Annotated in this window: 18 protein-coding genes and 5 pseudogenes; 9 read left to right on the top strand and 14 right to left on the bottom strand. The window is 51.9% G+C overall.

Annotation, left to right across the window (positions count from 1 at the left end; translation table 11 throughout):
• The coding region (locus METMK1DRAFT_RS03805; protein ID WP_009071087.1) for a transposase at window positions 1-714 on the top strand (714 nt) is incomplete at its 5' end.
• On the opposite strand, the gene METMK1DRAFT_RS18860 is transcribed toward METMK1DRAFT_RS03805, so the two are convergent.
• Entirely contained in the window at window positions 679-975 is a 297-nt protein-coding gene (locus METMK1DRAFT_RS18860; RefSeq protein ID WP_009071088.1) for an HD domain-containing protein, read from the bottom strand. The two genes, METMK1DRAFT_RS03805 and METMK1DRAFT_RS18860, sit on opposite strands and share 36 nt — an antisense overlap.
• Before the next feature lie 890 nt (window positions 976-1,865).
• On the opposite strand from METMK1DRAFT_RS18860, the gene METMK1DRAFT_RS03815 reads away from it, so the two are divergent.
• Window positions 1,866-3,107 (top strand): ATP-binding protein, encoded by a 1,242-nt coding sequence (locus METMK1DRAFT_RS03815; protein ID WP_009071098.1) that lies wholly within the window; start codon window positions 1,866-1,868, stop codon window positions 3,105-3,107.
• Between the two features lie 202 nt (window positions 3,108-3,309).
• Here the strand turns inward: METMK1DRAFT_RS03815 and METMK1DRAFT_RS03820 are convergent.
• A pseudogene (locus tag METMK1DRAFT_RS03820) lies at window positions 3,310-4,101 on the bottom strand (transposase); the annotation flags it as partial.
• A gap of 146 nt (window positions 4,102-4,247) precedes the next feature.
• Between METMK1DRAFT_RS03820 and METMK1DRAFT_RS03825 the strand changes: the two are divergent.
• Window positions 4,248-5,295 (top strand): annotated as a pseudogene (locus METMK1DRAFT_RS03825) (ISH3 family transposase).
• Window positions 5,296-5,310: 15 nt separating this feature from the next.
• On the opposite strand, the pseudogene METMK1DRAFT_RS17375 reads toward METMK1DRAFT_RS03825, so the two are convergent.
• Window positions 5,311-5,439 (bottom strand): annotated as a pseudogene (locus METMK1DRAFT_RS17375) (transposase); the annotation flags it as partial.
• A gap of 36 nt (window positions 5,440-5,475) precedes the next feature.
• On the opposite strand from METMK1DRAFT_RS17375, the gene METMK1DRAFT_RS03830 reads away from it, so the two are divergent.
• Entirely contained in the window at window positions 5,476-6,078 is a 603-nt protein-coding gene (locus METMK1DRAFT_RS03830; RefSeq protein WP_009071110.1) for a hypothetical protein, read from the top strand.
• Between the two features lie 170 nt (window positions 6,079-6,248).
• Here the strand turns inward: METMK1DRAFT_RS03830 and METMK1DRAFT_RS03835 are convergent, their stop codons facing one another.
• The 3 genes from METMK1DRAFT_RS03835 to METMK1DRAFT_RS03845 are packed head-to-tail and all read right to left on the bottom strand — an operon-like array spanning window position 6,249 to window position 7,326.
• Complete coding sequence (locus METMK1DRAFT_RS03835) at window positions 6,249-6,548, bottom strand: hypothetical protein (protein WP_009071113.1); 300 nt, start codon at window positions 6,546-6,548, stop codon at window positions 6,249-6,251.
• Between the two features lie 2 nt (window positions 6,549-6,550).
• Window positions 6,551-6,865, bottom strand: a complete 315-nt coding sequence (locus tag METMK1DRAFT_RS03840) for a hypothetical protein (protein WP_009071115.1) — start codon at window positions 6,863-6,865, stop codon at window positions 6,551-6,553.
• A complete protein-coding gene (locus METMK1DRAFT_RS03845) occupies window positions 6,862-7,326 on the bottom strand; it encodes a hypothetical protein (RefSeq protein WP_009071118.1) in 465 nt (154 codons plus the stop codon). The genes METMK1DRAFT_RS03840 and METMK1DRAFT_RS03845 overlap by 4 nt, the downstream gene beginning before the upstream one ends.
• A 402-nt stretch (window positions 7,327-7,728) precedes the next feature.
• On the opposite strand from METMK1DRAFT_RS03845, the pseudogene METMK1DRAFT_RS03855 reads away from it, so the two are divergent.
• The 3 genes and pseudogenes from METMK1DRAFT_RS03855 to METMK1DRAFT_RS16195 form a co-directional block, all read left to right on the top strand.
• Window positions 7,729-8,215 (top strand): annotated as a pseudogene (locus METMK1DRAFT_RS03855) (IS607 family transposase).
• A gap of 43 nt (window positions 8,216-8,258) precedes the next feature.
• Window positions 8,259-8,384: a hypothetical protein gene (locus tag METMK1DRAFT_RS19970; protein WP_009071125.1), complete on the top strand. Its 126-nt coding sequence runs from the start codon at window positions 8,259-8,261 to the stop codon at window positions 8,382-8,384.
• Window positions 8,375-8,963: pseudogene (locus tag METMK1DRAFT_RS16195) on the top strand (RNA-guided endonuclease InsQ/TnpB family protein); the annotation flags it as partial. The gene METMK1DRAFT_RS19970 and the pseudogene METMK1DRAFT_RS16195, both read left to right, overlap by 10 nt.
• 204 nt (window positions 8,964-9,167) lie before the next feature.
• On the opposite strand, the gene METMK1DRAFT_RS03865 reads toward METMK1DRAFT_RS16195, so the two are convergent.
• The 8 genes from METMK1DRAFT_RS03865 to METMK1DRAFT_RS03900 form a co-directional block, all read right to left on the bottom strand.
• Window positions 9,168-10,292, bottom strand: coding sequence for an amidohydrolase family protein (locus METMK1DRAFT_RS03865; protein ID WP_048087401.1), 1,125 nt, complete (start codon window positions 10,290-10,292; stop codon window positions 9,168-9,170).
• Window positions 10,268-10,966, bottom strand: a complete 699-nt coding sequence (locus METMK1DRAFT_RS03870; protein ID WP_009071131.1) for a GTP cyclohydrolase IIa — start codon at window positions 10,964-10,966, stop codon at window positions 10,268-10,270. Before METMK1DRAFT_RS03870 ends, METMK1DRAFT_RS03865 begins: the two co-directional genes overlap by 25 nt.
• Entirely contained in the window at window positions 10,963-11,421 is a 459-nt protein-coding gene (gene ribH / locus METMK1DRAFT_RS03875; protein WP_009071133.1) for a 6,7-dimethyl-8-ribityllumazine synthase, read from the bottom strand. Before ribH ends, METMK1DRAFT_RS03870 begins: the two co-directional genes overlap by 4 nt.
• On the bottom strand, window positions 11,402-11,821 hold the full coding sequence (gene ribC, locus METMK1DRAFT_RS03880; RefSeq protein ID WP_048087601.1) for a riboflavin synthase: 420 nt from the start codon (window positions 11,819-11,821) through the stop codon (window positions 11,402-11,404). Before ribC ends, ribH begins: the two co-directional genes overlap by 20 nt.
• A 50-nt stretch (window positions 11,822-11,871) precedes the next feature.
• Window positions 11,872-12,534: a 3,4-dihydroxy-2-butanone-4-phosphate synthase gene (locus tag METMK1DRAFT_RS03885; protein ID WP_009071136.1), complete on the bottom strand. Its 663-nt coding sequence runs from the start codon at window positions 12,532-12,534 to the stop codon at window positions 11,872-11,874.
• Between the two features lie 160 nt (window positions 12,535-12,694).
• Window positions 12,695-14,533, bottom strand: a complete 1,839-nt coding sequence (locus METMK1DRAFT_RS03890; protein ID WP_009071138.1) for an amylo-alpha-1,6-glucosidase — start codon at window positions 14,531-14,533, stop codon at window positions 12,695-12,697.
• Window positions 14,534-14,537: 4 nt separating this feature from the next.
• Entirely contained in the window at window positions 14,538-16,388 is a 1,851-nt protein-coding gene (locus tag METMK1DRAFT_RS03895) for a glycoside hydrolase family 15 protein (protein WP_009071140.1), read from the bottom strand.
• 7 nt (window positions 16,389-16,395) lie between these two features.
• Window positions 16,396-17,640 carry a sugar phosphate nucleotidyltransferase gene (locus METMK1DRAFT_RS03900; protein WP_009071143.1) on the bottom strand — a complete coding sequence of 415 codons (1,245 nt, stop codon included), beginning with the start codon at window positions 17,638-17,640 and terminating at the stop codon, window positions 16,396-16,398.
• Between the two features lie 34 nt (window positions 17,641-17,674).
• Between METMK1DRAFT_RS03900 and METMK1DRAFT_RS03905 the strand changes: the two genes are divergently transcribed.
• Together METMK1DRAFT_RS03905 and METMK1DRAFT_RS03910 are read left to right on the top strand one after the other, a co-directional pair.
• Complete coding sequence (locus tag METMK1DRAFT_RS03905) at window positions 17,675-19,009, top strand: glycoside hydrolase family 57 protein (RefSeq protein WP_009071144.1); 1,335 nt, start codon at window positions 17,675-17,677, stop codon at window positions 19,007-19,009.
• Window positions 19,006-20,694 carry a glycosyltransferase gene (locus METMK1DRAFT_RS03910; RefSeq protein WP_009071146.1) on the top strand — a complete coding sequence of 563 codons (1,689 nt, stop codon included), beginning with the start codon at window positions 19,006-19,008 and terminating at the stop codon, window positions 20,692-20,694. Before METMK1DRAFT_RS03905 ends, METMK1DRAFT_RS03910 begins: the two co-directional genes overlap by 4 nt.
• The last annotated feature ends 192 nt before the right edge of the window (window positions 20,695-20,886 follow it).

A 20,886-nucleotide genomic window follows, 5' to 3' on the forward strand; every position in this document is an offset into this window, starting at 1 on the left:
GAGTTGCTCAGGGAGGAGGGGCTGGTGCTCAGGGCCCTCCTCCTGCCCGTGTTGGGAGGGAAGTTGAACGCCAAGCTCTGGACCCAGGAGCTGGAGGTGAGGGGGGACTTCAAGTACGTGATCGTGGACGGGAAGTACGTGAAGTTGAGGGGAGGAAGGAGGGGGGTCCTCTTAATCGCGTTGGGACTCACTGACCACGGTGTGAGGGCCGTGCTTGACGTGGTCCTGACCGGGGAGGAGGACGTAGTGAGCTACTGGGACCTCCTGGTGAGGCTGTGGAGGAGGTACAACCTCACCCTGGTCGTAGCCGACGGGGTGAAGGCCCTAGACACGGCAATCTCCCGCTCCGGGATCCAGGTCGCGAGGCAGACCTGCCTGGTCCACCTCAAACGGAGGGTGGACAGGAGGGTGAGGGTCTTGCTGGACCTCCTCCTCTCCCTCGCCGAGTCCGTCCCCACCCGTGGCTCTCCCCTCCTCTCCTACCTCCTCGCCCCCAGGGAGCTCTGGCCCCTCCTCAGGTCAAACAACCTGGCCGAGTCCTTCAACTCCCTCCTGGAGAGGAGGAGGTTCGGGAAGTGCCACTCTCCCTGGAGGATACTCCAGATCGCCCAGGCCATAGCCCTCAACTACAACCTCTCGACCTGTTATCTCGCTCTTGTAATAATATTACAAGAACCCTTATTTCTTCGTGATATGATCAAATATATTCAATAATTCCTCCATTGAATAAGTCCAAATCAACAGAGATATTACAATTTGCAAAGGAGCCCTGAATCGCCCATCAGCATGCTCTCCTTCTATTTGATCTTTCCTAGACGTTTCTTTTCCTAGGCTATTCTTCCCTTTTTCCATTACATCAAGGATTTTGACTGCGTCTTCAAACGTATGAGAGAAAGGCATATGACCTATGTCATGAACTAACGCCACTTTTTTGACCAAAGATTTATCTATCGACGCCTTTACTTTCTCTACCATAAAGGAAGCTACATGAAAAGTGCCTAGGCTGTGTTCGAACCTCGAATGGGTAGCCGAAGGGAAAACTAAATAAGCCAAGCCGTTCTGTCTAATATATCTTAACCTTCTGGAAATAGGGGTTATCAACTATCTTTAATTCATCATCTCCGAGCGTTACATAACCGTAAATCGGATCTCTTATCCTTTTCATATGTTAATACCCAATTCTTTCATAAGCCTTAACTCCTCTTCATCAAAATCGACGTTATCCTTAACGATCTTTTTCCACAATTTTAACGCTAAGCCCCTGATCACTTCATCATTTGCGTTTAGCTCAGGCGTTATACCGTTACATGAGGACTCAACGTAACTAGTATACATCACACCTTCATCTACCGGTCTGAAATCCGAGAAGTCCTTATCCCCCTAGCAAGCAATATAAGAAAAGCGGCCGAATGAGCCGTAACAGTGTCGTAACCCTTCTCTATGAAGCACTTTATCATTGAAGAGACTTTAAACTTTTCAAGTGATAGCATACATTTATCATTTGTTAGTGATACTATATTAATCGTAATTCCTATGAGTTGGAATACAGAGAGCTAGGTGAAACTATTTGCGTAGCATTAAGGCATACCAAGTACTATAATTGCTACAGCTTTAATACGACCAAGCAGGGATTCATGTTCTCCTCAGAGAATCATTTCCGTTTATTTTTCACTAGACAGAGATAAAACACCCACTGAGCGAGGTGTTTTAAAGGGGACAAACCACTCATCACCTTTTAACATTAATGAAAACATAGAGCAAACCCCGGTGACAACATAAGACGTTCTTGCTCTATCCTGACATTGAATAAGTTGGTGGAATAAACTCCACTAAGTTTAAAATAAGTTGGTGGAATAAACTCATATATGAATGCGGAAGAGGCTAAAAGGATAGTCGCCGACCAGAAGGAGTTGGTTGAGGAAAAATTGGCATCTAATTACATTAAGAGGGACACGGGGGATATTTCGAGATTTCTAACTGTACCAAACGTCCTGGCTATATTAGGAGTCAGGAGGTCTGGAAAATCCACGTTATCATTAATGTTAGTTAAGGAATTAAACGTCAAGTTCGCTTATTTGAACTTCGACGACGAGAACCTTTACGGGTTAATAGCCAAAGACTTAAAGTTAGTAGAACAAGCTATATATGAGGTCTATAGTAGCGACGTAGGTTACCTCATCTTTGACGAAGTGCATAACGTCAAGGGCTGGGAACTCTTCATCTCCAGGCTGAGGGAGACCAAAAGGGTGATAATAACGGGAAGTAACTCGAAAATGTTATCGGGAGAGCTAGCGACCTCGCTTACGGGTAGGCATTCCGATTTTATACTCTTCCCCTTCTCCTTCAGGGAGTACTTAAGGTTTAAGAGGGTTAGTGAGGAGACCCCTATATCTACGAGGAGGATTGCCGAGGTGAATGTAGAGTTGGAGAGGTATATGGAAGTCGGGGGTTTCCCGGAAGCGTTGATGATAGGTAGGGATCAAATTGACGTGATATATAACGACATACTCTTTAAAGACGTAGCCTTCAGGTATAAAGTCAGGGAGTTGGAGAAGTTTAAGGACTTCTCTAAGAGTTTGATCTCCTACTACTCATCCGAGGTATCCCTCTCCAAACTAGCAAAGGTTATCGGAGTTGATAAGAAGACTGTAGACTTATGGTCTTTTGGCGTAGAAAACGCTTACCTAGTTTATTTCCTACCAAGATACGGCGAAAAACCCAGGGAGAGGTTGACATACAATAAAAAGGTGTACGTAGTAGACCCAGGCGTCATTTCGAGAGTAGCTCTGAGGGCTAAGGACAAGGGGAGGGTGATGGAGAACCTAGTCGCCTTAAAGCTACTCAGAGACAACCAGTTAAAGGGTCTGCATTACGTCAAAGGTAAGGACTTTGAGGTCGACTTTTACGATGAGGTAAATTCACGATTACTGCAAGTGACATACTCTTCGGATAAGGTGGAGGAGAGGGAGTTTAAGGCTCTCTTAAAGGCTGAAGAGATGTTGAGGGCTAGAGAGTTGGTCGTCGTCACTTATGATATAGAGGGTGAGGAAGAAAGGGAGGGAAGAAAGATAAAACTCATCCCTTTATATAAGTTTTTATTGAGTTGATAATTAATTTGCACACTCCTACCCCGGTAGACCTTAAAGAGTGATATCGTTCTTTGCATGCAGTATTTGGAAAATCGTGTACCGCTAGTGTCGTAGGCGATTCAGGACTCCTTTGCGAATTGTAATATCTCTGTTGATTTGAACTTACTCAATTGAGGAATTACTGAATATATTTGATCAATTTACGAAGAAATAAGGGTTCTTATAATATTATTACAAGAACGAGATAACAGGTCGAGAGGTTGTAGTTGAGGGCTATGGCCCGGGCGATCCTGTCCTCCAGGGGGAGTGGCACTTGCAGAACTCTCCAGGATGGAGTTGAAGGACTCGGCCAGGTTGTTGGACCTGAGGAGGGGGCCTCCCTGGGGGCAAGGAGGTAGGAGAGCCCCGGGTGGGGACGGCGAGGGAGAGGAGTCAAGTGCGTCCCTCACCCTCCTGCTTCGTTTGAGGTGGACCAGGCAGGTCTGCCTCGCGACCTGGATCCAGGAGCGGGAGATTGCCGTGTCTAGGGCCTTCACCCCGTCGGCTACAACGAGGGTGAGGTTGTACCTCCTCCATAGCCTCACCAGGAGGTCCCAGTAGCTCACGACGTCCTCTTCCCCGGTCAGGGCCACGTCAAGCACGGCCCTCACACCGTCCTCCGTGAGTCCCAACGCGATCGGGAGCACCCCCTTCCTTCCTCCCCTCAACTTCACGTACTTCCCGTCCACGATCACGTACTTGAAGTCCCTCCTCACCTCCAGCTCCTGGGTCCAGAGCTCGGCGTTCAACTTCCCTCCCAACACGGGCAGGAGGAGGGCCCTGAGCACCAGCCTCTCCTCCATGAGCAACTCCTCCACTCCAGTCCTCACCCTCTCCCCTGTACAGCACGGGTAAGCTCACCGTGACCCACTCCAGCCCGTACACTACCCCGGAGGGAGACCTTGAACCCCTTCAAGAACCTGTACCTGGCGTAACCCCTCCTCCTCACCTCCTTCCCCCTGGCGTACCTCGGTAGACCCAAAATCGTATTATGAAAAATAATTCTGACAGAATAATATCGATTCATGATAGATAACAGGATTTATATGAGTATTAAGAATTCAGTTGAAGAAAGGTTTAAGGTGAGGGAGATGTGGTATTACCGTGTGGGAGATCAAGGTGATAATACACTATCTCCCTCACCAAAATAACGTACAACAAATAGGATATAAATTACTTTCCATGTTCTCCTTCAAGGGAAAGAGAAGAGGTGGCGAGAACCCTCATCTCGGCCTGTCTGTGGAACGATTCGGTGGAAAGCAAGTCGAGGGTGTATGGCGTGTCCCCACAGACCGTGAGGAATTACGTGGAGGAGCAAGGGGTGGAAGTTATTGAGAAACTCTTGGAACAAGTGAGGAAAATATCCTTGAAGGTACTGAAGGGAGTCAAGGAGATAGACCTCTCAATAGACTGGACAACCAAGACCTGGTACGGGAGACCGGTGGGAGGACTCGGGAGTTCGGAGGAGGGGAGCTCTTGGAACTACGCAACTGCGACGACTAAAGACGGGAAAGTGCTCCTACTGGCCTTCGTCACTCAAGTCAAGGGGATGACCGAGGATGAGGTCGTGAAGGCCCTCGTGGAGCAAGTCGTCGCCATGGGGTTCAAGGTAAGGTTGATGACTCTCGACGCGGGCTTCTACGCGATTGACGTGCTCAACTTCGTTTCGCAGTTCAAGTACATAATTGCCGTCCCTGTTGGTGATGTTAAGGTCTACCAGGAGTTCGACGGCGAGTACGAGACGAACAGTAAGAGGCACAGGAGGGACGAGCAGGTCGAGTTCAGGCTCCTCGTGTACAGCAAGGAGAAGGTCAGGAGAAAGAAGAGGACTCTAGTTTACTTCGCTAGGGCGACTAATCTAAACCTACCGAAGGGGGAGGTGTTGAAGTTGTACAACAAGGTGAGGGGTCCCATAGAGACCTCTTACCGGAACATCAAGGCTTTTCTCCCCTTCACCAGTTCCACCAAGTTCGTCTTCCGCACGTTGATCTTCGTGCTGGCCGTGGCCTTCTACTCCCTGTACACCGTGTTCAAGGGGGAGGTGAGGAGGGAGCAGTTCAGGTTACTCCTAATACTCTTGTTTTCTGATGATTTATTCAATCTAAAAGATTTTCTATTTAAATCAATAGAACCGCTTATTAATATAGATTTATTTTCAAGGAGGTGATTTTGGGTCTACCGACCTGGGGGAGGTCCTCCTCTCCTCCTCCAGGGCCCTCCTCTCCATCTCAGCTATTTCATTTAATAGCGCGTCCTCCCCAACTACCTCGGGGACGAGCGTGGTCATCACGTGATTGGATAGATGTCTCATGGTATGACCTAGCGCTCGTCCCCTTTTCGTGTACTGATGAAGGATCAATTAAGTCACTTTCATTCTATAGAAACAAATAGAAATCGCAATGGAGACCTGAATCGCCCCCTCTCAGATATAGAAAAAGTTAGGATGTTAACAGGCTTTAAGAACAGAAAAGAGCTAAGGGAAAGTGTGCGTTCACTTCTAGAGAGAGTAGTAATTTTATCTGGGGGTTCCATAGAAGGGAGTAAAATAAAAGTAGGGAATTACCTTAGCTCTGTAGACGAGTCTAGGATAGGGCTGTTGATTCATACTCTCAACAAAGTAGTCCAAGATAGGGCTAGGGAAGCTAAGCCTTTCGTACTATGCAACAATATTCAAGCAAATTACTATATAGCCGAGGCCGTAGTTAAACTTAAACAATCGGAAGTCTTGTCGATACCGATAGTAATTAAAGTAGAGGAGAAAGATAAATTGATTGTTGAAAGAGTACCTTTATCGCAATTCCTTAGAGAGGTTTTACCCCTTGCTGCTGAGTGCACAGCTTACCCTGAATATGTGGAAATAATCGACAAGCCGTTCTCAGGCATAATTAGGGATATCGAGGTTGATAATCTTAGGTATTCCAATTTGAGTGGGGCTCGTTTCACCCTTTAGGGTGTACTCGCTTTTCTTTCCTATTTTGGTAGCTTCCATATCTAGCCCAACAGTCCTTACATGAGGGAAAAGAGGTACGGCCCTTCAAACCTGTGAGGGAATTGGAGGTTATTAAAAGCACGGAAAGTCACATAGCTGGTAGACATTACCTACGGGTACACGCTCTCTCGTCATCTGCCGTGCCTCTGCTCCCTCCTGATCAGGTGTTGAGAACACTCCCTGAACCTAGGAGATATTTGGGGACCCAATATACCTTGATATCCGGAGTCCAGTACCCTGTCCCCAGTGAACTTAACCCATCCCCTCCCTTCGGGGTTCTTGAATATCACCACTACTTCACTTACGATTCCTAGGATAACCCTGAGGTTGCCGTTGAGCATTATTGTCTCCCTCAACTTGAAGCTCCACTCCAGGTCAGACATCCTTCTGACCTCCACAACCTTCCCCAAGCACCTTATGAAGGACTCCACGTCTAAGGTAACATCACCACCGTGTCCTTATCACATCGGAAGTTCCTCCTGAAGAGAGGGTTGAGCCTCCTCTGTAGGGCCTCGCCGACACACTCCAGGTACTTCACGCTCTCCTGATCTAATACCCCTATCCTGTACGTGAACTTGAAGGTTTTGGCACCAGGTGGAGGACTGTACTTGGCCAACTGATCCCTCCACACATCCACCACAAGCACCTTGTTAGGGTTTTCCAAGACCACGATGACGTCCCTCCAGTAGAGGTAGGGGGCCCTGAGGGAGGGTACCTGGTGCCACTGTATCTGCGGTTTGATTATCATCCATACATCTTCCTCTCGAGGTTCCTCATCCAGAGGGATATGACCAGAGCAACTCCGTTGAAGAGCATGGCCAGAGAGCCGCTAAGTATGAAGGGAAACTGGGTCTCTTTATCGAAGGGATTCAGCTTCGAGGAAGAGACTAATGCGAATATTGAGGCCATGAGTAGTATGACCAGGGAGCTCTTGATTACGTTCATGATGTATATCCTATTCAGCATGAGCTGTATTCCCAATATCACTACGGCGTCGAACATGACAGAGAATATGGGTGTACCGACCTCGAGGGCTAGGAGAAAGAGGTTAGGTACGTAGAAGGAGCCCGAGACGTCATAGATATAGGCAGCCTCGAAGGTGGCCCTTATTATTGCTAAGACCATGAATACTACAGCTGAGACCGAGGAAAAGAAGTATGAGACGATCGTAGCGTATCTGAGGTAGTTGAAGAGTGGACTTTGGGACATGGAGTAATCAAGTGAAAAATGAATTATGTATTATAAATCTTCCTTATTAATTATAAGGTATTTCACCTCTGATCGTGATAGATTGATATGCTTTTTCAAGTTTTGAGTGTATGTTTTACTTTTTTCTAATCAATAAGAAGAGTTCCCTTCTCACTGCGTGGAGGGAAACGTCGCCGGAGGTTTCAAAAGAGGCTCTCGTCATATCCCCCAAAAGAGGGTTGGAAGATGATCTCTCAAGTGAAGGATTGAAAGCTCGGAAGGCCGTAGCCAACAGTTTCAGACAAACCGTAAAGTTTATATCATTTCGTCATAAACTTTTATACAATGCTAAGACCTAAGGAAGTCTGCCAACGCTTAGGAATATCCTATGCAACACTCAGAGAATACGTAAAGAAGGGATAAATAAAACCAGTAGTACAGACCGGGAAGTGGAGGTTCAGGGAGGATGTAGAGAAGTTAATGGGTATTGTCAAGAGGAGGAAAGTGGCATTATACGCTAGGGTATCGAACAAGCGAAAGGACGACTTGGTGAACCAGGTTAAATACCTAGAGGAGAACGTTAAGGATTACGAAGGTGATAAAAGACGTGGGGTCTTGGTTGAACGTGAAGAGGAAGGGCTTCCTCAACTGAGGATGATACTAAACAACGAGGTGTCGAAAGCCATTGCTTATCCCGGCAGACTTGTTAGGTTCGGCTTCGAGATACTTGAGGAAGTGTGCAAAGCACACGACCGTGAGCTCGTGGTGTTGAACTGGGAGGACAAAACGCCGGAACAAGAGTTGATCGAGGACTTGATCTCTATACGTATCGTTCAGGGAGAAATTGCGAGGAGTGGGGAGTCACGAGTACGAGAAGGTGAGGAAGTGCGTCGAAGAGCTTAAGGCTTAAATCGTTTCAGCCAGAGGAGGAGTACGTCTACCTAACTTACTCCATGAAGAACGACGAGGGGGAGGAGAGTGAAGTACTACTGGAGAACTACAGAGTCCTACTGCAGAGGGCTTTAGACTGGTTGTGGGAAAAGAAGAAGGTTGAGAGGAGAGAAGTGAAGTGGAGTTGAAGAGGGGTAGAATACAGTCCTTCGCTTCCAAGCACGGTAGGAAAGGGGAGAAGTTGATGAGGAAGTACTCACACCGTGAAAGGAACCGCGTCCTAGATTACGTTCACAAGTTCGTCAACAAGCTTCTTGAGATGTACCCACTCACTCTGATCGCTGTTGAGAAACTGAACAAACAGAAGATGTTCCAAGACGCTGACGACAAGTTGTCTAAAAGGATCTCCAGGACTGTATGGAGGAGCATTCATAGTTTGTTGAAGTACAAGGCCCCACTATACGGCTCCCTAGTTAAGGAGGTGAACCCTCACCTCACATCCAAGTCCTGCCCCAGATGTGGACGGGTTTTCCGAAAGGTAGGACTTTCAGGTGTGAGAGGTGTGGTTTCACCTGGACAGGCAACTGAACGCGTCCTTGAATATCTACCTCAAGATGTGCGGGTTTCCCCACCTCTCTCTCACTCCCAGTGGGAGTAGGTGGGTTGGGGTTACCCCGCTAAGGGGGCGGAGGAGTAACGGGTTTCCCCGTGACCCCAGTGAAGCTCAAGGGCTGAGGATTGATATTAAATACTATGAAATCCTATGAAGCCCGAATCTCTCATTACCTTAGTGTTCTCATTGATAGGAGACGTATGACGTTCGTCCTCCTGTTTGAGTACTTAGCCTAGTGGATGCCCACCTTAGGCATCTAGGGATATGTTCGGCCCCCGCACCTCTAGAAGTCGACCAGGGTAGGACATCTTGAGAGGAGCGATTCGAGGCTTAAAACTACAAAGGAGCCATCTCCGCCTCAAGGAGGCGAGTTTTTCCGCCCCCCTTGAACCCTCTCATTTATAACGTTAATGACTTGACCACCTCTCTTGACTATGGCGGCGTACTTATTGATCGCCCTGGTTATTCCAGTCCATTCGGCCTCAACTATCACTCCCGTCAACTCATGACCCTCCAGGATGGGGTTGGCTCCGCCGTGCACCGTGCCAGCCTTCAGGACTTCCCTGGAGTAGTCACTCCCAGGTTCCAATAACCTAGAGATCAACAGTGCCGTCTCCATCTCTTTCCATAGGTCGTGGTCGTTCCACGCCGCGTTGTCCGTACCCAAGAGCGTGTGAACCTCCTCCCTGAAGATGAGGGGCACGTTGGGAACTCCGGTTCCCCACCACAGGTTACTCCTGGGACACAGTACCAGCCCTACCCCCTCGTCCCTTAGAAGGGAGAGCTCACTCTCCGCGAGCCTCGTCCCGTGAACTACGAGGTCGGGCCTTAGGTCACTCAGGATAGTCTCCAGGTCCCTGGAGAGGTTCTGTCTCAACGTCTCTGAAACGTGGGCGACGACCAATTTGTCCTTGAACACCTCCCTTATCTCCTTCATGGTTTCCCTAGTAACCGATGTGACGCTACTTAACCCATATCCATCCACCATATCCCTCAGGGTCTCGAGCCTCTCCCTGCTGAAGTCTCCGTCAAGCCTTCCTAGAGCCACGTACTCTATGGGGGAGATCAACTTCACCTCCTTCGCGACCTTTGCCCCCAGAAGGTCGAGTTCCTTGAAGTCTACGACCTTCATCACGCCGATCTTCCTGGAACGACGTAGGAAATCCAGAGTGGATTCCTTCAACCTATCCTGAGTCAGAGACCCGATCAGCTTGTACTTCTCGCTTTGAGGATCTCCTACCGCCTCCTTTAAGGTCAGTCCCATACCGAACTCGGGAAAGGCCGAGTCGAACGTATGTACGTGTGCGTTGACCAACGCGGGGAGAATGAGCCCAGTGGGGTACGTCTCTCCCCCAGTTACCCAACCCTTACCCACGTGCTGGACCTTCCCGTCTTCTAAGGTCAGGTGAACCCTCTCAGCTATTTCTAGCTCCTCCCCCAGTAGAGCGTAGGCCACGTTCACTGTCCGCTGACGATCTTCCACAATACCTTCCTCTCCTTGCGTATTTCGGTGAGGGCCTTGGTAGCGTTCCTCAGTGCTTGTCTAGGAGTGAACCCTATCCCCACACCGGCCTTCACGTTGGTGGAGACTAGATCCAGGGCCCCATCCACGTCCTCAGGGTTCAGGAACGTTATCACATTGTCCCCTCCCAGGTACTGTGTGACCCCACCCAACTTATATGTCCTGAGCATGACGTCCAGGACGAGTTTCTGTACCTCAACGAAGGCGTTGTACATGGAGGTCTGTGCCGTGAGGTCCCTGAACCCGTTTAGGTCATAGTGTACTACAGCTACAGGAGAGTCCTCATAGTTCCCCAGACTTAATCTCCCGGGTTCAAGATCGTGTAAACAGTCGTTGGCTTCCCCCTGTGCCTCCACGGGGTTCCTCCCGTGGCCCATACAACCCCTCACCATTACTGGGGAGAGCCTGACGGCGTACCTGAAGAGAGACGTGAGTTTAGCGTTCATTATCCCGTCAGCTAGGACGAGGAATAGGTCGTACCTGAGGGGGAGTAGCGCTCCTCCCATCTGTGAAACCCTGTCCACCAGCCTGTAGGAAAGGAAGTGCTGAACCTCCTGAATCTTCCACTCCCTGTCTTCCCCCAAGAGTTCTGTCCATTCCCGGTAGTTATAAAGCTCCAGGAGGAGAACCTTCACTCTACGACCACCGTACCCTCTCCTTCCTTCTCCACGTCCCTGAGCCTCTTAACCATCTTGATGGCAGATTCCACTGCCCTGGTCGAGTATTCCTCCACCCTCTCCAAGGCCTGATCATGCGTAGCTCCAGGGCCTATAACACCAAGAGCCACTGGTTTGTTATACTCCAGGCTCAGATCTGAGACGAGCCTGGCCAGCTGGTTAGCGATGAGTTCGTCATGCTTGGTCTCTCCCTTTATCACACAACCGAGAGTGACGACACCATCTACGTCGTCCCTGGCCAACAGTCTCTTCACTGCCAAGGGTATCTCAAAGGTTCCGGGTACCTTGAAGACTACCTTGACCTCAGCTCCAAGAAACTTAGCGTGCGCCAAGGCCTTGGTCAGCATGAGGTTGGTCACGTCGTAGTTGAACTCCGCCACAACTATGCCGAGCTTAATCGATCTCTCCTGCATGTTCGTACCCCTGCCTGAGACCCTTTCCTGCCAAGGGAGTGAGTGCCTTCCAGCCATCTCTCACAAGCTTCACCAGGTTGACGGAGTGCTTCCTCGTCCTATCTAGGGCTATCTCCTTAAGTCTCTCCTCGTCCTCAGCCTCATCCTCGTGAACCGTGACGTCTATTACGTGAGTCGAGGTCATGAGTTGTACCGTTATCAACCCTATGCTTGCAGCTAAGTAACTGTACTTATCCAATTGCGTCCTTCCGACCCACCCAAGAGTTATTACGCCGTGACAGCCTGACTCTATGAGTCTCTTGGCAGCCACCGGAAGATCCTTGATTCCGGGCACGGTGTACCTCCTCACTTCTCCCTCGGGATCTTCTTTCTTTATGACCTTCACAGCCAGCTCACCCATGTTAACCCTGGAGAATGTGGTGTCCGCGACCCCGTAAATCCTCCTGAAACTCAAGGGGAGATCACCTTGATCACCTGGATACCTTCGAGGAAATGAAAACCGTTATGCTTCGCGAACCTCTTGGCCTCCTCCTTACCCATGCTCCTCCCGTCCCCCAGCATCTCGGCCAGAACCACGCTCTTCTCTAGGCCAACCGCCTCCATGAGTTTCACCGACATCTCCGTGTGTCCCTTCCTCTTCTCTAGGCCCCTGGACACTAATATGGGTACGTGCCCAGGGGTGTAGAAGTCCTGATAAAAGGTCTCCCTCGCCTCCTCTACGTCGGACTTGAGCGTCTCCACCACCCTGTGAAGAGAGGAGATCGTCAATGCCCTATCCTCGTCCGATATCCCCGTCCTGGTTTTCCTGTGGTTTACCCACAATGAGAACGCAGGTTCATCACCGTACACGGGTCTCTTAACTAGTCTCGACAGTGACGGAATGGACCTCATGATCTCCGTCTGAAAGGGCAATCCCAAGAGTTCGGCCTCCCTCTTACCCGTGGCGTAGCAGATTAGCCCGCCAGCCTCCTTCCTTAAGGTTTGGACTGTCTTCCACGTGACTGAGCCCCCGTAGAATACCATGTCTACCTCCTCCTCTCTCCCGTCGAAGTCGTACAGTAGGACGGGCAGACCTGACTCCAGGTCTTTTCTTATTTCCTGTAGCACGAACATAGGGCAGAATTGAGTATTAGATATAAAAGAGTATGTACTAATATCGTTTATTTAATGGAAGAGTTTTCAACCAGAGATCCCTTAGCTGACCTCCTCCTTGCCATGAGGGCTAGGTTCCTAAATAGCTAATTCATGATTCCCAGTCGTTTGGGGGGACAACTCACGAGAGGTTTATTACGTTACTGACTCCCCTCAAGACCTCGGCCACACTCCACGCTTGGGCTATGCACCCTCCCTTCCTGTAGGGGGGTATGTCCTCGAAGAGCTCAGGTATATATCCCCCTTCCCTCTCGGCCAGGTTCAGGAGAGGCCTGAAAACGTTCAGGAGCCTCTTCACCTCTATGGGATCCTCCTCGAACCTCACCTTCGCGTCAGCGTATGCCCCCACCAACCATGGCCAGATAGGGCCGTTGTGGTAGGCCATATCCCTACTCCTCCTATCTCCCCTGTAGAAGGGAGTGTACCCCTGCTCGCCCTGGGCTAAGGTACTGAGGCCGTAGGGTCTCACCAACCTCTCCTCCACTACCCTCAACACTCTCTTGGCCAACTCTCCCTCCACCACTGGGAAGGGTAGGGAGATCGCGAATATCTGGTTCGGCCTAACGGCCCTGTTCGGTCTCCCGTCCCAATCCACGTAGTCATAGAGTCCTCCCTCGAACACGAACCTCTCCCGGAACGCGGACTTCACCGTCTTCGCCTTCTCCTGGAACTCCTCGGCATCGTAACCGATGACCTCCCCCAACCTCCAGGCAATCATGAGGGCGTTGTACCACAGGGCGTTTACCTCAACCGCTGCCCCCTCCCTCGGGGTCACGACGTTGCCGTCGAACTGGGCGTCCATCCATGTCCTGGGGGAACCCGAGTGGTAGAGCAGACCTCCCCTGTTGAACACCACTCCGTTCCCCTTCCAGTACTCGTCCAAGACCTCCAGGACCTTGGGGAATAGCTTCCTCACCAGGTCCAGGTCCTTGGTGTAAAGGTAATACTTAAACAGAGCGTTTACCCCCCAGAGTGACACGTCGACCCCCTTGTACATGACCTCCTCGTTCCCCAGGAAGTTGTTGGGCATCATCCCCCTGTTGACCCTCTCGAAGTACCTGGAGAGGATCTGGGAGGCCTGTTTCTGGGACCCGTTCATGAGGAGTGCACCCTCCAAGGATATCATGGTGTCCCTCCCCCACTCGTCGAACCAGTGGTAGCCGGCTATCAAGGCGTAACCCTCCCTACCCTTGACCACGAAGGACTTGGAAGCGTTCGAGAGTAGGGTCAGGAGTTCCTGGCTGTAGGGTTTCAACTCAACCTCCTCACCCCTCTCCCCCCAGTATGCGTGTAGGGTCAGCTTGTTCCCAACACTGATTAGGCAGAAGGGATTGTAGAGGTCCTCAAGGTAGTTGGAGCCCCTCTCCCTGTCCAACCTATACACGAAGTTGTAGTACCAGTACCCCGTATCCTCCACTTGAAATCCTTCCTCTACATCCAACCTGAGGAAGGCTCTGTTCCCAACGGTGAGGGTGAAGCCTCCCCCGTCCCTGGAGTAGGAGAAGATGGGGTGCCTCTCCTTGATGACCAGGTGATGGCTCCTGAACGTGACCAGCGGACAAACCCTCACCACCCCTCCCCCGCTCCTGTACCTCAGGATAATAGAGTCGTTGCCCCTGTTCACCACCAGTGTCTTCTCCACCCTCACCTTGTCGAAGGAGTACTCCCAGGTCACGAAGTTCTCCCCAGCGACGAACCTCTCTAGGTACCTGTACCCCTGAGGGTGGAACACGTCCCCCTGGTAACGGTTCGTACTCATGGGGTACTCGTGCCCGTCCACCAGGAGGGAGTCCTCAACCTTGGAGAGGGTCATGAACCTCCTGTGGGGAGGATCCTGGGGTACCACCAGCAGGCCGTGGTAAGTCCTGGCGTTTATCCCGCATGGCGTTGAGGAGGAGTAACCTCCTGTGCCCGTGGGGATGAGCCACTCCCTCTCCTCGCACTCCAGGGGATCTAACATTGCTCTAGTATTTGCCATGGTATTTATTTAAGGTGATTACAAACTCCGCGTGGGACCACACCAGGGGTAACACGGAGGTTGACTCTAGGGTCTCCGGGTCAACCTGTTCCGGGAGCAGACCTGAGGGGGTGGCCCTCTTCGTGACCCAGTTTATGAGTGGGTCAGCCTCGGTCTTCCTCCCCGAGTCTATGAGGTACTCGGCTACCCACAAGGTCGTTATGATCCACGGGTTCGGGGACGACTTCCTCCTCTGATATGAGTCGCCCTCGTACCTGGCGATCCCTCCGTTCACAGTAAGCCTCTGCAGGATCAGCTCCACGGTGTTCACCATCACTGGGTCCCCTGGGTTGACCATTCCGAAGAAGTAGGGAGAGTACATGCTGGCGTCGACTACGGGGTCAAGTTGGAGGTTCTCGTCGAGCCTACGGAAGAACCTCTTCCCGTCGCTGAGCCTCTTTAGGGCCTGCTCCCTCATGGACTTAGCGACCTCCAGAGTGTCCTCGGCTAAGCTCTCATCCCCCATCCCCCTCGCCAATTCTGCCCCCTGCACCAGCCCCCCGTACACTGAGGAGACTGTGTGGAGATGTATCCCGTACCTCTCCTCCCAGAGGTCGAAGCTGGGCTTCGGTAAACCGTCCTCTACGAACCTGGTCATGAAGTTCAGTGCAGGTCTCACGAACCCCTTGTATATCTCCACCAGTTCGTCCAGGTCCCTATACTTCCTGTAATGGTACCCTATGGCCCAGACCTCCAGTGCCGTCTCGTCCTCCTGGATAGGGTAGATCCTCTTACCCATGTAGAGCCAGGGGTGCCAGGAGCTGGCTAAGGTCCTGTTGGGATTATACTTGTGGTAGAGGAACCCCTCCCTGCTCACGACGTCCCTTATGAAGTTGAAGTGTCTCATGGCAAGCTCACCGTAACCCGCCACGTCCAAGGCGTGTGCAGCAAGTGCCCCGTCCCTAGGCCAGCAGTACTGGTAGGCATCACCGTAGATGTTAACGAAGGAGTAGTCGGACGAGGCTATTATGGACCCGTTCACGTCCATGTGGTTCTTCACGGTTATGAGGCTCACGTTGTAGAGCCAACTCTCGTGGTTGGAGGGCCAGCTCCCTTTGGAGAGCCAGCTCCTCCAGAACTGGAACACCGAGACGAAGGAGCTCTCGGCCTGTGCAGGGCTTATCTTCTGGAGCAACCTCCTCACTTCCTCCAGGTTCCTGGAAGCTACCATGACGTAGTATAACTTGGTAACTGCCTTGGGCTTCAGGGGTAGCTCGACCCCTAGGGCAGACTGGACGTTGCCGTGGGATATGGGGTTGTAATCCAGTTTCCCGTCCTTGAGGTCGTCGAGGGGATTTCCCTTACTGGCGGAGAACTCCACTGGGTAGCCTGGGGCCGACATCATCTTCACCGCGACGTACCTCTTGGACTTATAGTGTATTATGGAGGACGTGTAAGGGTCGTAGAAGGCAGTGTCCCCGTAGGGGTTGGAGTAGATGTTGAAGTCCTGGACGAAGAAGAGCTTACCCCTCCCTTCCCCTTCACCGTTGTAGAGTACCTTTAGCACGGCGTAGAGGACGGGTTCGTCCACGTCCACGAAGGTGTAAGCAGTTATCTCCACTTTCTCCCTCTCCAGGAACCACCTGGACTCCACGACGTTCGTCGCCTCCTGATACGTCACCTGCGACCTCCACTCCTCGTCTAAGGAGAGGGACTCCCCATTCCAGAAGGCCACCCTCACCGGGTTTCCTGAGGTTTGGTTCTCCAAACCCACGTAGGGGAAGTAGAAGTCCACTATCCTACCGTGCCTGTCCAGAGTGACCAGGAGCCTCCCGTTACCGACACTAGCGAACCTCACGGGTATATTAAGTCAGCACTGTATCATGAATCTTGCTATTTGCGTTTATGGTCTTATGGGGCCATATCTTGGAGTTCACTATCTCAGTTCCCGCCTCTATGACTACGTCGTCCCCTATGACGCTCCTGATTATCCTGGCCCCTCCCCTTATCTCCACATGCCTCGCTATGACAGAGTCCTCTATCACAACCCCCTCCCCTATATACGCCCTGTCCATCACTGCGCTCCTAACTATCCTGGCATTGTTCTTGACCATGGAGAAGTTATCCACTGTGGAGTTCTCCAGGTAGACGTTGTTCCCTATCTGACAGTGCCTCCCCACGAGGACACTCCCCTCAACCTTGAGCCTGCCCCTCTTGTACTTATTGACTATGACGTTCCTTCTCCTTATGGAGTCTGGGCTAGTCCCTTGGACGAAGATCCTCTTGCTCTCGTCGACCCTCTTGGCCATAATGTCCCTCTCCTCCAGCGTGGAGAGCAGGGTCTTCATGGCGTCCAAGTACCTCTCTGGCGTCCCGACGTCGAACCAGAGGGACTCGGTGACGTAGCCGTACACCGGGTAACCCTTGGAGATGAGGTAGGGTATTACGTCCTTCCCAAAGTCCATCCTACCCTCCTCCCTCATCATGCTCACCTCCTCACTAGCGAACACGTCCCTTATCTTGGGGGAGAGGACGTATATCCCGGTGTTTATCAGGTTGGAGGGAGCCTCTCCTTCCTTGGGTTTCTCCACGAACCTCTTGATCCTCATGTCGTCCCCCAACTCAGCTACACCGAACTCTCTCACGTCGTGCCACTTCCTGAGGACTATGGTCATGAGTGCCCCCCTCTCCAGGTGGTAGTTCACTAAGTCCTTGAGGTCTACCTTGATTAGGTTGTCCCCTTGTATTACCAGGGTTATGTCCTCTATCCTGTAGTAGTCCATGTTTATCCTCACCGAGTCCGCGTTTCCGACGCTGTCGACCCTGGGCTGGTACTTGAAGTGTACCCTGGGCTTTATGCCATACCTGGCGGAGAAGCCTATCCCCTCCTTGAAGGTGTCGAAAAGCGACTTGTAATTTATGTACCCCTTAACTCCGAAGATGAACTCCTTGACCCCCTGCTTGGCCAACTCGAGGATAGGGAACTCCAGTAGGGGCCTGTTGAGAAGTCTGACCGTGGCCTTGGACGTCTCCACTGTTAAGGGCCTCATCCTCGTGGCCTCCCCTCCGATGGGGATTATGACCTTAACGTCCTCCGGAGACCACTTCATGATTTTTTATTTGACAGGAATCATTTAAGTACATATGACGGACAGAGTCCTAGTGGGATTTGAGGTTCATCAGCCCTTCAGGGTCAGGAGGAACGCCTTCTGGAGTCCAAGGTTCAGGGGTTCACCCCTGGAGAAGTACTTTGACGAGGGCAAGAACAGGGAGGTATTCGAGAGGGTCAGGAGGAAGTGTTACATCCCTGCCACCAACGTGATCCTAGACGAAATAGAGGCCGGAGAAGATGAGGGCAGGGAGGTCAAGTTCTTCTTCTCGGTCTCTGGGACTCTCTTGGATCAGGCCGAGATGTGGGGGAGGGACTTCCTGGAACTCCTCCAACTCCTCTCCTCCACGGGGAAGGTGGAGTTCCTGGCCCAGACATACTACCACTCAGTGACGTCACTCTGGGAGGACAGGACGGAGTGGAGGGAACAGGTACAGATGCACAGGGAGACAGTGAAGTCCCTCCTAGGGCAGGAGCCCACGACCTTCGAGAACACTGAGCTACTGACCACCCCAGTGACGGTGGAGGAGGCCGAGAGGATGGGGTTCTCGGGATACATCCTGGAGGGAAAGGAGTCCCTCCTGAAGGGGAGGAGCCCCAACTTCGTCTACAGGAGGAAGGGAGGAGAGATCTCTCTCCTTCCCAGGAACTACGTGCTCAGCGACGACGTGGCCTTCCGTTTCTCCAACAGGAGTTGGGACCAGTACCCCCTCACAGCAAACAAGTATGCGTCCTGGATAAGGAGTTCGCCAGGACAACTGGTGACCCTGTTCGTGGACTATGAGACCTTCGGGGAGCACCATTGGGCCGAGACCGGGATAATGGACTTCCTCCGTTGGCTCCCCAGAGAACTGGACAGGGCAGGGGTGAAGATGGTACTCCCCAGGGAGGTGGTTCACAGTCCCTATTACGAACTTGAGGTCGAGGGAATATCCTCCTGGGCTGACATAAGGAAGGACCACACTAGCTGGTTAGGGAACGTGATGCAGTGGGCCTACGATGAGGCGGTCAGGAGGGCCGAGATGCCGTCGAGGGAGTTGAAGGGGGAATTCCTGAGGGCCTGGAGGTACTTCAGCACCAGCGACAACTATTACTACCTCTTCACGGAGTCTGGAGGGCCTGGAGAGGTTCACTCCTACTTCAGTGCCTACGACTCACCCCTGGACGCCTTCCTCAACGAGTTCTATGCTGTGAATTCCTTCCTACACGAGGAGCTTAAGGCCCTGGGGGTTGAGAACGAACCCTTCTTCTTCTACAAGGACGGCAAGAGGTTCTCCGTGGCCTGGAACGAGAGGGAGTTCAGGGAGGTGCTCAAGAGGGATCCCTCACTAAAGGATCACGAGAAGTTCATGGAGGAGTGGTTGAAGTGAAGAGAGTCGAGTCCCTCTGGGTTCCGGACTCCCTAAACAAGGTGTGGATGATAACCTTCGAGATGAGGGGGATCGCCAGCTCAGGGGGTCTGGGGAGTGCGGTCTATTACCTGAGCACAGGACTGACCAAGAGGGGGATGAGCGTCACGGTGATCATGCCCAGTCACGGGAGGCACTTGGACGGAGCGTATAGATCAAGGCTCAAGTTGAGGGAACTTCCCCTCTCGACCTCAGGGAAGAGGAGGGGAGTTGACAACCAGGTCTACCCTTACAGGCTGGGCTTCGAGAGGGGAGAGTTGGATGGGGTGGAGGTAGTCCTTGTCAAGGGGTTAGACGAGCCCACAGGCAGGGTGATGGACTCGTGGGGGGTATACGATTGGGCCATGGAGAAGTCGGCTCTCCTCACCAGGGGAGTGGAGGCCCTAGTAGGTACCCTGACGTTGGATGGTGTGCCCAGCCTCATACACGCCCACGATTGGCACTCAGTCCTACCTGGAGTCAAGGCTAAGCTAGCTCTGGAAGAGAGGAGGGTGGTCGTACCTCTGGTCTACACGGTCCACCTGCTCAACAGGGTCGGAGCCCCGTGGCACTACGCCTCCTCGGACTGGACCGGTTTGGAGGACTGCAGTCACTACATCTGGATGGTCTCAAAACACGTGCTCAGGAAACCCTCGGAGATCTGGGATCTCTCAGAAGGTAGGATAGAGAAGTTCGGAGTCTACGAGGCGGACCTGGTCACCAGCGTGAGCAAGAACTATCTCGTGAGCGAGGTCATCCCCTACGTTGGGGGGATGGCTGAAAACAAGTCCTGCGTGATTTACAACGGGACTGACTGGGACCTGGGTCAGGTGTTGGAGCTGGCCAAGAGAGTCACGGGAAGCGAGGACAGGAAGGAAGTGAGGAGGAAGTTGTTGGCCTCCCTGAACACCATGAGGCTAGTCCCTGAAAACTACAACGTGGGCAACATGTTGTGGAACCACAGGAAGTCCCTGGGCATAAGGGACGACTGGACTTACGAACCCCTGGGAGATGGTCAACTGATCCTATTCACGGGGAGGTTGGTCTATCAGAAGGGCGTGGACGTACTGGTAAGGTCCTTCCGTGGAGTGGTAGACAGGGAGCCGGAGACTAGGCTCCTGATGCTGGGCATACCCACGGACGACTACGCCCTACTTCAGGACCTGATAGATAGGGTCTCGGAGGTGAGGGATAACGTGAGGATAATAGCTAGCTCGTCCATGGACCCGAACATGTACAAACTCCTCCACTACTCAGCCTCAGTCATGGCCATGCCCTCCAGGTGGGAGCCCTTCGGAATAGGAGCTATAGAGGCCATGAGTGTGGGGACCCCCGTAGTTGCCTCAGCTACGGGCGGACTGAGCGAGATAGTGGAGGACCTGAGATACTCTCAGGAGGGCACGGGCTTCCTGGTTGAACCCGGGAACATAGACTCACTGAGGTCGTCCCTGCTGGACTCGGTCATCCTATCCAAGGCCAGTGAGGGGAGGGGAGGAGTAGAGGGGACGAGCTTCAGGGCCGTCCCAGAGACCTGGGCTAAGGCAAGGGAGAACGCGGTGAGGAGAGTGGACAGGATGTTCAGGTGGTCCTCTGTGGCACAACAGGCCTTGGAGTGTTATGGGAAGGCCTTACTCATGGCCAAGTACAGGGCGTCCGCCTACATGTGAGGGAGGGATAACCACCAGGTGGGTTAGCTGAGACTCTTTGGTGAACTACCCCGCCCTAACCGGTAGACCCAAAATCATATTATGAAAAATATTTCTGGTAGGATAATATCGAATTTATAAAAGATAAAGAAATTTATAAGAGTATTAAGAATTCAGTTGAAGAAAGGTTTAAGGTGAGGGAGATGTGGTATT

The sequence above is a fragment of the Metallosphaera yellowstonensis MK1 genome, assembly GCF_000243315.1.
GTDB lineage: Archaea > Thermoproteota > Thermoprotei_A > Sulfolobales > Sulfolobaceae > Metallosphaera > Metallosphaera yellowstonensis.

Excerpts from the sequence above, each read along its gene's own strand:
- METMK1DRAFT_RS03840 (WP_009071115.1), bottom strand. The coding sequence starts at position 6,865 with ATGATAATCAAACCGCAGATACAGTGGCACCAGGTACCCTCCCTCAGG.
- METMK1DRAFT_RS03900 (WP_009071143.1), bottom strand. The coding sequence starts at position 17,640 with ATGAAGTGGTCTCCGGAGGACGTTAAGGTCATAATCCCCATCGGAGGG.
- METMK1DRAFT_RS18860 (WP_009071088.1), bottom strand. The coding sequence starts at position 975 with ATGGTAGAGAAAGTAAAGGCGTCGATAGATAAATCTTTGGTCAAAAAA.
- METMK1DRAFT_RS03845 (WP_009071118.1), bottom strand. The coding sequence starts at position 7,326 with ATGTCCCAAAGTCCACTCTTCAACTACCTCAGATACGCTACGATCGTC.
- METMK1DRAFT_RS03905 (WP_009071144.1), top strand. The coding sequence starts at position 17,675 with ATGACGGACAGAGTCCTAGTGGGATTTGAGGTTCATCAGCCCTTCAGG.
- METMK1DRAFT_RS03885 (WP_009071136.1), bottom strand. The coding sequence starts at position 12,534 with ATGTTCGTGCTACAGGAAATAAGAAAAGACCTGGAGTCAGGTCTGCCC.
- METMK1DRAFT_RS03830 (WP_009071110.1), top strand. The coding sequence starts at position 5,476 with ATGAAGGATCAATTAAGTCACTTTCATTCTATAGAAACAAATAGAAAT.
- ribH (WP_009071133.1), bottom strand. The coding sequence starts at position 11,421 with ATGCAGGAGAGATCGATTAAGCTCGGCATAGTTGTGGCGGAGTTCAAC.
- ribC (WP_048087601.1), bottom strand. The coding sequence starts at position 11,821 with ATGGGTGAGCTGGCTGTGAAGGTCATAAAGAAAGAAGATCCCGAGGGA.
- METMK1DRAFT_RS03815 (WP_009071098.1), top strand. The coding sequence starts at position 1,866 with ATGAATGCGGAAGAGGCTAAAAGGATAGTCGCCGACCAGAAGGAGTTG.
- METMK1DRAFT_RS19970 (WP_009071125.1), top strand. The coding sequence starts at position 8,259 with ATGAAGAACGACGAGGGGGAGGAGAGTGAAGTACTACTGGAGAACTAC.
- METMK1DRAFT_RS03890 (WP_009071138.1), bottom strand. The coding sequence starts at position 14,533 with ATGTTAGATCCCCTGGAGTGCGAGGAGAGGGAGTGGCTCATCCCCACG.